Origin of the sequence: Aeromicrobium sp., assembly GCF_025965075.1 — a bacterium.
GTDB lineage: Bacteria > Actinomycetota > Actinomycetes > Propionibacteriales > Nocardioidaceae > Aeromicrobium.
Genome location: NZ_JAOPXQ010000266.1, coordinates 1 through 10909, shown reverse-complemented (window position 1 = coordinate 10909; position 10909 = coordinate 1). Strand labels below are relative to the sequence as shown.

12 protein-coding genes are annotated in these 10909 nt (G+C 71.1%); 2 read left to right on the top strand and 10 right to left on the bottom strand.

Annotated features, from left to right (window positions below):
• From JWQ91_RS15640 to JWQ91_RS15610, 7 genes are all read right to left on the bottom strand, one after another.
• On the bottom strand, positions 1 to 427 hold a 427-nt coding region (locus JWQ91_RS15640; protein WP_297786243.1), incomplete at its 3' end, for an AMP-binding protein.
• Positions 428 to 505: 78 nt separating this feature from the next.
• Complete coding sequence (locus JWQ91_RS15635; RefSeq protein WP_297786239.1) at positions 506 to 1369, bottom strand: phosphoribosylaminoimidazolesuccinocarboxamide synthase; 864 nt, start codon at positions 1367 to 1369, stop codon at positions 506 to 508.
• A gap of 44 nt (positions 1370 to 1413) precedes the next feature.
• On the bottom strand, positions 1414 to 1785 hold the full coding sequence (locus JWQ91_RS15630) for a DUF3592 domain-containing protein (protein WP_297786237.1): 372 nt from the start codon (positions 1783 to 1785) through the stop codon (positions 1414 to 1416).
• Positions 1786 to 1825: 40 nt separating this feature from the next.
• Complete coding sequence (purB, locus tag JWQ91_RS15625) at positions 1826 to 3247, bottom strand: adenylosuccinate lyase (RefSeq protein ID WP_297786230.1); 1422 nt, start codon at positions 3245 to 3247, stop codon at positions 1826 to 1828.
• Entirely contained in the window at positions 3244 to 4500 is a 1257-nt protein-coding gene (purD, locus tag JWQ91_RS15620) for a phosphoribosylamine--glycine ligase (RefSeq protein ID WP_297786227.1), read from the bottom strand. The genes purB and purD overlap by 4 nt, the downstream gene beginning before the upstream one ends.
• 25 nt (positions 4501 to 4525) lie before the next feature.
• Positions 4526 to 5809, bottom strand: a complete 1284-nt coding sequence (locus JWQ91_RS15615; protein WP_297786224.1) for an adenylosuccinate synthase — start codon at positions 5807 to 5809, stop codon at positions 4526 to 4528.
• Positions 5810 to 5904: 95 nt separating this feature from the next.
• A complete protein-coding gene (locus JWQ91_RS15610) occupies positions 5905 to 6435 on the bottom strand; it encodes a CGNR zinc finger domain-containing protein (RefSeq protein WP_297786221.1) in 531 nt (176 codons plus the stop codon).
• Between the two features lie 39 nt (positions 6436 to 6474).
• On the opposite strand from JWQ91_RS15610, the gene JWQ91_RS15605 reads away from it, so the two are divergent.
• Both JWQ91_RS15605 and JWQ91_RS15600 read left to right on the top strand, forming a co-directional pair.
• Complete coding sequence (locus JWQ91_RS15605; protein WP_297786218.1) at positions 6475 to 7446, top strand: EamA family transporter; 972 nt, start codon at positions 6475 to 6477, stop codon at positions 7444 to 7446.
• A 13-nt stretch (positions 7447 to 7459) separates the two neighbouring features.
• Positions 7460 to 8350: a YegS/Rv2252/BmrU family lipid kinase gene (locus tag JWQ91_RS15600; RefSeq protein ID WP_297786215.1), complete on the top strand. Its 891-nt coding sequence runs from the start codon at positions 7460 to 7462 to the stop codon at positions 8348 to 8350.
• 97 nt (positions 8351 to 8447) lie between these two features.
• Here JWQ91_RS15600 and JWQ91_RS15595 read toward each other — a convergent pair whose 3' ends face one another.
• The 3 genes from JWQ91_RS15595 to JWQ91_RS15585 all read right to left on the bottom strand — a co-directional run.
• Entirely contained in the window at positions 8448 to 8861 is a 414-nt protein-coding gene (locus JWQ91_RS15595) for a DUF3151 domain-containing protein (RefSeq protein WP_297786212.1), read from the bottom strand.
• Between the two features lie 125 nt (positions 8862 to 8986).
• Positions 8987 to 10006: a class II fructose-bisphosphate aldolase gene (fbaA, locus tag JWQ91_RS15590; RefSeq protein WP_297786210.1), complete on the bottom strand. Its 1020-nt coding sequence runs from the start codon at positions 10004 to 10006 to the stop codon at positions 8987 to 8989.
• 81 nt (positions 10007 to 10087) lie between these two features.
• Positions 10088 to 10909 (bottom strand): FAD-dependent oxidoreductase (locus JWQ91_RS15585; protein WP_297786207.1); only part of this gene is annotated, 822 nt, incomplete at its 5' end.

The following is a 10909-nucleotide window of genomic DNA, read 5'->3' as shown; positions in this document are numbered from 1 at the left end:
GCTCGGGCTGCTGGGAGTCCAGCTTGATGAGGAAGAACTCGGTGCACGACTCGGTCGCCTCGAAGCCCTCCCACGCCGCCTCGCCGATCGGCAGGTCCGGCGTGCCCTCGAACGCGAAGTACGCCTTGGCGTGCGAGTCAGTCAGGTGGTAGGCCACCTCGCGGGGCTTGAGCAGCACGTTGAGCGGCACGACGGTGGCCCCGGCCTTGAGGATCCCGTAGTAGATGATCGTGAAGTACGGCAGGTTGGGCGAGGACAGAGCGACCTTGTCGCCGGGCTCGATGCCCCGCTCGACCAGCAGGTTGGCAACCTGGTTGGCCGCCCCGTCGACCTGCGCGTAGGTCAGTCGGGTGTCGCCGAAGACGATCGCCGTCCGATCGGCGAACTTGTCGACGGAATCTTCCAGCAGGCCGGCAAGGTTGGTCACGACGTCTCCTCGGGGTAGGACAGGACTTTCACCCTACCGTCGTCACTCCGGTGCCACCCGGTCACCGCGGGACGAGCGTCAGAATGTTTCGCCGGTCAGCTGCTCGTACGCCTGCACATACCGCTCGCGGGTCTTGTCCACGATCGCGGCCGGCAGCGTCGGCGGCTGGCTGTCACCGGCCCGGTCCCACCCGGACTCAGGCGAGAGCAGCCAGTTGCGGACGAACTGCTTGTCGTACGACGGCTGCGACCGTCCCGGCTGCCACGAGTCGGCCGGCCAGAAGCGGGACGAGTCGGGGGTCAGCACCTCGTCGCCCAGCACGATCGTGCCGTCGGGGCGCGCGCCGAACTCGAGCTTGGTGTCGGCCAGGACGATGCCGCGCCCGCGGGCGATCTCCTCGGCCCGGGCGTAGATGTCGAGGGTCAGCCGCTTGAGCGCGGTGGCGGCCTCCAGCCCGATCGTCTCGGTGATCTGCTCGAACGAGACGTTCTCGTCGTGCTCGCCCAGGTCTGCCTTGGTCGCGGGGGTGAAGATGGGCTCCGGCAGCCGGGAGCCGTCGACCAGCCCGGCCGGCAGCGGGACGCCGCACACCTCGCCGGCCTCCTGGTAGTCGAGCAGTCCCGATCCGGTGAGGTAGCCGCGGGCGACGCACTCGACGGGGAACATGTCGAGCTTCTCCACGACCAGGGCGCGGCCACGGACCCGCTCGGGCACCGTCGTCGAGACGACGTGGTTGGGGACCAGGTCCGCGAGCTGGTCGAACCACCACAGCGACATGCGGGTGAGGATCTCGCCCTTGTCGGGGATCCCGGGGGTGAGGATGAAGTCGAACGCCGAGATGCGGTCGGACGCGACCATCAGCAGGTGGCCGTCCGCGACCTCGTACAGGTCACGCACCTTGCCCGAGTGAAGGTGGGTCGCTCCGGGGATGTCGAGGGGCACGGGGCCAGCCTAGTGGTGCTCCCGGACGGGCGGCAGGGCCACCGTCAGAGGAAGGCGACGGCGGTCACCGCGGCGAGCACCAGCGCGACCGCACCCGTCGCGAGGAGCGTACGCACGAGGCGTGCGGCCTCCCGATCGGCGACGGCCAGCCGGGCACGGGACGCGTCGTGCGGATCGAGCAGCACCTCGACGTCGCCGGGCGGCACCTCGACGCCGGACGGGACCTGCAGCCGCAGCCGGCGGCCGTCGGGAGCGGGATACTCCACCCGGCGGGTGCCGCCGATCTCGACGGCCTGGCCGACGACCGGGGTCCAGTCCTGCGGCAGCAGCCTCACCGCCTGCCGCCGGCGCACGGCCCAGGCGACGAGCACGACCCCACCGACCAGCAGGACGACGGGCACGAAGGACAGGGACACGTCCTCCAGCCTAGGTCGCGCGCCCCGGGGGCGCGCGGGCTCAGAGGATCGAGCCGGGCGTGTACGCCGCTGCCTCGGGGCTCGCGGCGACGAGCTCCTCGACCCGGGCGACGACCGCCCGGACCTGGCTGACCGCGGCACCTGTGAAGTCGATCGGCGACGCGACGAGGCTCGCGAGGTCCTGCTCGGACAGCCCCAGACGCTCGTCGGCGGCGAGCCGCGCGAACAGGTCGTTCTCGGCCGCGCCCTTCTCCCGCATCTCGAGCGCCACCGCGACAGCGTGCTGCTTGACCGCGTCGTACGCCGTCTCGCGCCCGCGGCCGTTGCGGACCGCGGCCATCAGGACCTTGGTCGAGGCGAGGAACGGCAGGTAGCGGTCGAGCTCGCGCTGGATGACCGCAGGGAACGTGCCGAACTCGTCGAGCACCGTCAGGAACGTCTCGAACAGGCCGTCGGCAGCGTAGAACGCGTCGGGCAGCGCGACCCGGCGGACCACGGAGCAGGACACGTCGCCCTCGTTCCACTGGTCGCCGGCGAGCTCGCCGACCATCGAGGCGTACCCGCGCAGAATCACCGCGAGGCCGTTGACCCGCTCGCACGAACGGGTGTTCATCTTGTGCGGCATCGCGCTGGACCCGACCTGGCCGGGCTTGAAGCCCTCCGTGACGATCTCGTTGCCGGCCATCAGCCGGATCGTCGTGGCGAGGTTGGACGGCGCCGCGGAGAGCTGGACCAGCGCCGTGACGACGTCGTAGTCGAGGGAGCGCGGATAGACCTGGCCGACGCTGGTCAGCACCTTCCGGAAGCCGAGGTGCGTGGCGACACGCTGCTCGAGCTCGACGAGCTTGGCCTCGTCGCCACCCAGCAGGTCGAGCTGGTCCTGGGCCGTGCCGACGGGGCCCTTGATGCCGCGCAGCGGGTAGCGGGCGATCAGGTCGTCGAGCCGCTCGACCGCGACGATGAGCTCGTCGGCGATCGTCGCGAAGCGCTTGCCGAGGGTCGTGGCCTGGGCCGCGACGTTGTGGCTGCGACCGGCCATGACGAGCTCGGCGTGCTCGGTCGCGAGCCGGCCGAGCCGGGCCAGGGTCGCGATGCCGCGGTCCCGCATGAGCTCGAGCGAGGCCTTGATCTGCAGCTGCTCGACGTTCTCGGTCAGGTCCCGCGAGGTCATGCCCTTGTGGATGTGCTCGGTCCCGGCGAGGGCCGCGAACTCCTCGATCCGGGCCTTGACGTCGTGGCGGGTGATCTTCTCCCGCTCGGCGATCGAGGCCAGGTCGACACGGTCGACGACCGACTCGTACGACTCGATGACCCCGTCGGGCGTCTCCACGCCGAGGTCCTTCTGCGCCTTCAGCACCGCGATCCAGAGCCGGCGCTCCAGGACGATCTTGTGCTCGGGCGACCAGATGCGCGCGACCTCCGGGGAGGCGTAGCGGCTGGCGAGGACGTTGGGGGTGGTCACGGCTCTATTGTCCCTTGCTCCGCCGCGAGGGCGATGTCGGTCCGGTGGTGGGCACCGCGGATGTCGATCAGGTCGACCCCGGCGTACGCCCGGGTCCGCGCCTCGGCGAGGTCCGCGCCGATCGCGGTGACCGACAGGACGCGCCCGCCGGCCGTCACGAGCCGGCCGTCGACCTCGGCGGTTCCGGCGTGGATGACGTCGACACCGTCCAGGGCGTTGGCGGCGTCGATCCCGTGGATGACGTCGCCCTTGACCGGCGACTCGGGGTAGTTCTCGGCGGCGACGACGACCGTCACCGACGAGGCGTCCTGCCACTGCGGCAGGCCGACCTCGGCGAGCGACCCGGTCGCCGCACCGTGCAGGAGCGCCGACAGCGGCGTCTTGAGCAGCGACAGGATCGACTGCGTCTCGGGATCGCCGAAGCGGGCGTTGAACTCGATGACGCGCACACCCCGCGCGGTCAGCGCGAGACCCGCGTAGAGCAGGCCCTGGAACGGCGTGCCCCGCCTGGCCATCTCCTGGACCGTCGGGACCAGGACCCGGCGGCTGACCTCCGCGACGAGGTCGTCCGGCGCCCACGGCAGCGGCGTGTAGGCGCCCATGCCGCCGGTGTTGGGACCCGCGTCGCCGTCGTAGGCCCGCTTGAAGTCCTGGGCCGGCTGCAGCGGCAGGACCGTCTCACCGTCGGTGATCGCGAACAGCGACACCTCGGGGCCGTCGAGGAACTCCTCGATCACGACCCGGTCGCACGCCGCCGCGTGGTCGATCGCGGCCTGCCGGTCGTCCGTCACGACGACGCCCTTGCCGGCCGCGAGCGCATCGTCCTTGACGACGTACGGCGGTCCGAAGGCGTCCAGCGCGTCGACGACCTGCTCGGCCGTCTCGCACACGTGGGCCATCGCGGTCGGCACCTCGGCGCCGGCCATGACCTGCTTGGCGAACGCCTTGGAGCCCTCGAGCTGGGCGGCCTCCCGGCTCGGCCCGAAGCACGCGATGCCCACCGCGCGCACGGCGTCGGCGACCCCGGCGACGAGCGGCGCCTCGGGGCCGACGACGACCAGGTCGGCGCCGATCCCGGTGGCGAGCGCGGCGACCGCGGCCCCGTCCATCGGGTCGACGTCGTGCAGGGTCGCGACGGCGGCGATGCCGGGGTTGCCCGGGGCGGCGTGCACCTCGGTGACCTGGGGGTCGCGGGACAGGGCGAGGGCCAGGGCGTGCTCGCGGCCGCCGGTGCCGATGACGAGGGTCTTCACGGTGATGGCCTCAGTTCTAGATGGATCAGAGCAGGTCGAAGCGCTCGATCGACTGCTCCCGGTCGGGGCCGACGCCGATCGTCGAGATGCGGGCTCCGGACATCCCCTCGAGCGCCAGGACGTAGTCCTGGGCCGTCTGCGGCAGGTCCTCGAACGTACGGGCCGCGGAGATGTCCTCGGTCCAGCCGGGGAAGTACTCGTAGATCGGCTTGGCGTGGTGGAAGCCGGTCTGGGTCATCGGCATCTCGTCGACCCGCTCGCCGTCGACGTCGTAGGCGACGCACACCGGGATCTGCTCCCAGCCGGTCAGGACGTCGAGCTTGGTCAGGACGAAGTCCGTGACGCCGTTGATGCGCGCGGCGTAGCGGGCGATCGGGGCGTCGTACCAGCCGCACCGACGCGGACGGCCGGTCGTGGTGCCGAACTCCGCACCGTTCTGGCGCAGCTGCTCGCCGTCGGCGTCGAACAGCTCGGTCGGGAACGGGCCCTCGCCGACCCGCGTGGCGTACGCCTTGACGATCCCGATGACGCGGGTGATCTCGGTCGGGGCGATGCCCGAGCCGGTGCACGCGCCACCCGTCGTCGCCGAGGACGAGGTGACGAACGGGTAGGTGCCGTGGTCGACGTCCAGCAGGGTCGCCTGGCCGGCCTCCAGCAGGACCGTCTTGCCGGCCTTGAGCGCGTCGTGCAGCACCAGCGGCGTGTCGGCGACCATCGGGCGGAGCCGGTCGACGTACGACAAAAGCTCCTCGACGATCTCGTCGACCTCGACCGCGCGGCGGTTGTAGATCTTGGTGAGGATCTGGTTCTTGAGCTCCAGCGCGCCCTCGACCTTCTGGCGCAGGATCTTCTCGTCGAACAGGTCCTGGATGCGAATGCCGAGACGGTTCATCTTGTCGGCGTACGTCGGGCCGATGCCGCGGCCGGTGGTGCCGATCTTGCGGCTGCCCAGGAAGCGCTCGGCAACCTTGTCCATCGTCCGGTTGTAGTCGGCGATGACGTGCGCGTTGGCGCTGACCACGAGCCGCGAGGTGTCGATGCCGCGCTCGTTGAGCCCGTCGATCTCCTCGAACAGGACCTTGAGGTCGACCACGACGCCGTTGCCGATGACCGGCACGCAGCCGGGGCTGAGGATGCCGCTCGGGAGCAGGTGCAGGGCGTACTTCTGGTCGCCGATCACGACCGTGTGCCCGGCGTTGTTGCCGCCGTTGAACTTCACCACATAGTCGACCCGGCTACCCAGGATGTCCGTGGCCTTGCCCTTGCCTTCGTCGCCCCACTGGGCTCCGACGATGACGACTGCGGGCATGGAAATGCACCACCCTCACACATGCGACAAGCCCCGTGGTTGCGGGGCTCTTACTGGCGCAGTCTAGCCGATTTCACGATCGTGGTGCTGGGGGCTCACGCCTGGCGGGCGCGATAGGCGGCGACCGCGGCCCGGTTGCCGCAGGCCGTGCTGCAAAAGCGCCGTGACCGGTTGCGCGACAGGTCGAGCACGACACCGCGGCAGTCCTCGTCCGCGCAGACGTCGAGCCGGGACATCTCGTCGGCCCGGACCACGTCGATCATCGCCATCGCGGTCTCGACCGCGATGCGCGTCGCGAGCGGCTCGTCGTCGTCGGTCGCGTGCAGGTGCCAGTCGGTCTGGCCGTGGCGCACCAGCTGGGGCAGCGCGTGGCCGTCGCGGAGCAGACGGTTGACGATCTCGACGGCTTCGTCCCGGCTGCTCGTCAGCAGCTCGCGGAGGGTGGGACGCAGGGCCCGTACGTCCTCGAGCTCGGCGCGGTCACCGACCAGGCGTCCGGTGTAGCCGTTGTCGACGAAGAAGGCCGCCAGCTGCTCGGTCGACGTCAGCGTGTCGGGATCCTGCGCCGAGTTGGCGAGCCACACGGCCGACTGCAGCGCCAGCCCGGTGTCATGAGCAAAGACCATGTTGACACCTTACCTCACCCGGCCCTAGTGTCATGAGCCATGAGCGCCTTGACCAATGACACCGCGCTGGCTCCGTCCCGGATCGTCCCGGGGCTGGCGCTGGCGGCACTGTCGGCCGCGTCGTTCGCCCTGTCCGGACCGCTGGCCAAGGGCCTCATCGACGCCGGCTGGACCGCGGGCGCCGCCGTCACGGCCCGGATCCTCATCGCCGCGGCGGCCCTGGCCGTCCCGGCCGCCCTCACCCTGCGGGGGCGCTGGCACCTGGTGCGCGGCAACCTGGGGCTCATCACGGCGTACGGGCTGATCGCGGTCGCGGGGTGCCAGCTGGCGTACTTCAGCTCCGTCGCGAGGATGGACGTCGGTGTCGCGATCCTCATCGAGTTCACCTCGCCGGTCGCGGTCCTGGTATGGATGTGGGCCCGGCACGGCCAGCGTCCGGGCCGGCTCACGATCGCCGGGGCGGTCGTCGCGCTCGCCGGGCTGATGCTGGTCCTCGACCTCGTCTCGGGCGTCGACATCGACCTGATCGGTGTCGCCTGGGCCCTCGGCGCGATGCTCGGGGCGGCGTTCTACTGGGTCATCTCCGCCGACGAGGACAACGGGCTGCCGGGGATCGTCCTGGCCGCCGGCGGGCTGACGCTCGGCGGGGTCGTCCTGCTGGTGGCCGGCCTGGTCGGCATCGTCCCGATCGCGATGTCGGACGCCGACGTCGTCCTGGCCGACAGATCCGTCCCCTGGTGGCTGCCGATCCTGGGCCTGGGCGTCGTGACGGCCGCGCTGGCGTACGTCCTGGGGATCGCCGCGACCCGCCGGCTGGGCTCGCGGCTCGCCTCGTTCGTCGGCCTGTCCGAGGCCGTCATGAGCGTCGTGTTCGCGTGGCTGCTGCTCGGCCAGGCGCCGGGGACGATCCAGTTCGCCGGCGGCGCGCTGATCCTGGCGGGCGTCGTCGCGGTCCGGCTCGGGGAGCCCGCGACCCGAGTCGTCGACACGGACGAGCAGGTGTCCCAGTAGTCTGACGGGCCTGATGACGTCCCTCCTCGCGATCGCCAACGCCGATGCCGGCACGTCCTCCGACGAGGTCGTCAAGGAGGTCGTCGCCGCGCTGCGGGACGACTTCGACGTCGAGCTCGTGACGACGTCCGGGCCCGACGACCTCGCGGCCGCTCTCGCCGATCGGGCCGACGTCGATGCCGTCCTCGTGCTCGGCGGCGATGGCAGCCTGCACGCCGTCGTGGCCGCCCTCCACCATGCCGGCCGGCTGGCCGACGTCACGATCGGGCTGGTCCCGCTCGGCACGGGCAACGACTTCGCGGCGACCCTGGGGCTGCCGGACGAGCCGCTGCGCGCCGCCGAGGTCCTCACGACGGGGCACACCAAGGCGATCGACCTGATCCTCGACGACAAGGACGGCGTCGTCATCAACGCCGCGCACATCGGCATCGGCGCCGAGGCGGCCGCGGCGGCGCGGCCGTGGAAGAAGGCGCTCGGGCCGATCGGCTACCTGATCGGGGCGATCGTCACGGGCCTGCGCGGGCTGACCTCCGACGGCGCCCGGCTGACGATCACGGTCGACGGCAAGACGCTCCCCCGCAAGGAGCCGGTGATCCAGGTCGCGGTGGGCAACGGGCGCTTCGTCGGCGGCGGGGCACCCCTGCTCCCCCAGGCCGACCCCTCCGACGGCAGGCTCGACGTGTCGGTGTCCTACACCGAGTCACCACGACGCCGCATCGCGTACGCGTTCAGCGTCCGCCGCGGCGACCACCACCGTCGCGACGACGTCGTCTACCTGCGCGGCACCGAGGTCACGGTCCGCGGGGACGCCCTGCGATGCACCAGCGACGGCGAGCTCACCAAGCCGTCGACGACCCACATCTGGAAGCTGCAGGCCGCGGCGCTGACGATGTACGTCCCCTGACCGCTCCCCGTCGGTTTACCACGGTCCCTCGGCAAACAGGCTCTCCCCGGAGGAGATTTCCCGCGGGAGGAACAGGTCTGCCGCGGGGAGTCAGGGCTCAGCCCTGCGACGCGACCAGCTCGGCGTACGCCTCGGGGCTCGACTCGTGCAGGAACTCGCGGCACCGGTGCGCCTCGCCCTCGTCGCCGAGACGCTCGGAGGCGTCCGCCAATGCGGCGAGCGACCGGAGGAACGGGCGGTTGGGCTCGTGCTCCCAGGGGAGCGGCCCGTGGCCCTTCCAGCCGTTGCGGCGCAGCAGGTCCAGCGAGCGGTGGTAGCCGGTACGCACGAAGGCGTAGCCCTCGAGGTCCTTGCCCTCGGCGAGGGCCAGCTCGGCCAAGGTGACCCAGGCGAGGGCGGAGTCGGGGTGCAGCGAGGCGACCGTCTGCGGGCTGTCGCCGGCGGACAGCTCGGCGGCACCGGGGTCCTCGGGCAGCAGGGTCGCGGGCGGTTCACCGAAGAGGTTCGTCATGACGCCATCCTCGCACCAACCCCGCGACGGTCCACCACCCGTAGCAAGCCTGCGCCTACCGCAGGAAATTTCCCGCGGTAGGCGCAGACTTGCTCAGGGACCGTGGTAAACCGACCCAGCGGGGATCAGAGCTTGGTGCCGGCGCTCCGCAGCGCGGTGCACGCCTCGGCGACGCGGGCGGCCATGCCAGCCTCGGCGGCCTTGCCCCAGGCGCGCGGGTCGTACTGCTTCTTGTTGCCGACCTCGCCGTCGACCTTCAGGACACCCTCGTAGTTGACGAACATGTGGCCGGCCACGGGGCGCGTGAAGGCGTACTGCGTGTCGGTGTCCACGTTCATCTTGACGACGCCGTAGTCGACCGCCGCCGAGATCTCCTCGGGCAGCGAGCCGGACCCGCCGTGGAACACCAGGTCGAACGGGGACGCCTTGCCGTACTTGGCGGCGACGGCCTCCTGCGCGGCCTTCAGGATCTCCGGGCGCAGCGTCACGTTGCCGGGCTTGTAGACACCGTGGACGTTGCCGAACGTCAGGGCCGTGAGGTAGCGACCCTTCTCGCCGACGCCGAGCGCCGCGGCGGCCGCGAGGGCGTCGTCGGGGGTCGTGTAGAGGTGCTCGCCCATGCCGCCCTCGACACCGTCTTCCTCGCCGCCGACGACACCGATCTCGACCTCGAGGATGATGTTCGCCGCGGCGCACTGCGCGAGCAGCTCCTGAGCGATCTCGAGGTTCTCCTCGAGCGGGATCGCCGAGCCGTCCCACATGTGCGACTGGAAGTACGGCAGGCCGCCGCCCTTGACGCGCTCGGCCGAGGCGGCGATGAGCGGACGCACGAACCCGTCGAGCTTGTCCTTGGGACAGTGATCGGTGTGCAGCGCGACGTTGACCGGGTACTTCTTGGCGACCTCCTCGGCGAACGCGGCGAACGCCAGCGAGCCGGAGACCATGTTCTTGACCGTCGGGCCGGAGAAGTACTCCGCGCCGCCGGTCGACACCTGGATGATGCCGTCGCTCTCGGCTTCGGCGAAGCCTGCGAGGGCGGCGTTCAGGGTCTGGGACGACGACACGTTGATGGCCGGGTAGGCGAACGACTCGCCCTTGGCCTTGTCGAGCATCGCGGCGTAGACCTCGGGTGTGGCGACGGGCATCAGATCTCCTGTGGACGGAAAACGGGCAGACGAAGGGTGCAGACCAATGTCAGTATCCCAGTCCGCGCGGCAAAGGGGCAGTCACCCTGCCAAGGCCTTCACGGCGGCCCGCGCCGCGACCTGGATCGGGCTCCACACCGACGAGAACGGCGGGGCGTAGGCGAGGTCGAGCATCACGACGGCGTCGACCGTCATGCCGGCCGCGAGAGCCGTGGCGGCGACGTCGATGCGCAGGGCTGCGTCCTCCGCGCCGACGATCTGCGCGCCCAGCAGCCGGCGGGTGATCCGGTCGGCCACCATCACGACGGTCATCATGCCGGCGCCGGGCATGTAGCCGGCGAAGTTGGTGGTCTCGATCGAGACGACGACGGGGTCGAGGCCCGCGTCCCTCGCCTGCTGGGCGTCGAGGCCGGTGCGGGAGATCTCCAACGAGCAGAACTTCGTGATGGCGGTCTGGACAACGCCGGGGAACGACAGCCGCGGCTCCTCGCCGAGCAGATCAGCGGCGATGCTGTCGGCGGCGACCATGCCCTGCTTGTTGGCGTGGGTGCCCAGTGGCAGGTGGATCGGCTCGCCCGTGACGCGGTCGATCGTCACGACGCAGTCGCCCGCCGCCCAGATCTCCGCAAAGCCCTCGACCCTCTGCCGGTCGTCGACGACGATGCCGCCCTTGACGCCGGTCGGCAGGCCCGCGTCGGACGCCAGCCCCGAGCGCGCCGCGACGCCCAGCCCGAGGATCACGACATCGGCCGGGAGGGTGCCGTCGGCGGTCTCGACGCCCGTCACACGCCCGGAGTCGTCGAGCGTGAAGCCCGTGACGTCCACGCCCGTGCGCAGGTGGATGCCGCGTCGCCGCATCGCGTCGGCGACCTGCTGGCCCAACGCCGGCTCGATGATGGGCAT

What these genes read in the sequence shown, in the direction of transcription:
- JWQ91_RS15605 (WP_297786218.1), top strand. Translation starts at nt 6,475, where the DNA reads ATGAGCGCCTTGACCAATGACACCGCGCTGGCTCCGTCCCGGATCGTC.
- JWQ91_RS15610 (WP_297786221.1), bottom strand. Translation starts at nt 6,435, where the DNA reads ATGGTCTTTGCTCATGACACCGGGCTGGCGCTGCAGTCGGCCGTGTGG.
- JWQ91_RS15615 (WP_297786224.1), bottom strand. Translation starts at nt 5,809, where the DNA reads ATGCCCGCAGTCGTCATCGTCGGAGCCCAGTGGGGCGACGAAGGCAAG.
- JWQ91_RS15595 (WP_297786212.1), bottom strand. Translation starts at nt 8,861, where the DNA reads ATGACGAACCTCTTCGGTGAACCGCCCGCGACCCTGCTGCCCGAGGAC.
- fbaA (WP_297786210.1), bottom strand. Translation starts at nt 10,006, where the DNA reads ATGCCCGTCGCCACACCCGAGGTCTACGCCGCGATGCTCGACAAGGCC.
- JWQ91_RS15600 (WP_297786215.1), top strand. Translation starts at nt 7,460, where the DNA reads ATGACGTCCCTCCTCGCGATCGCCAACGCCGATGCCGGCACGTCCTCC.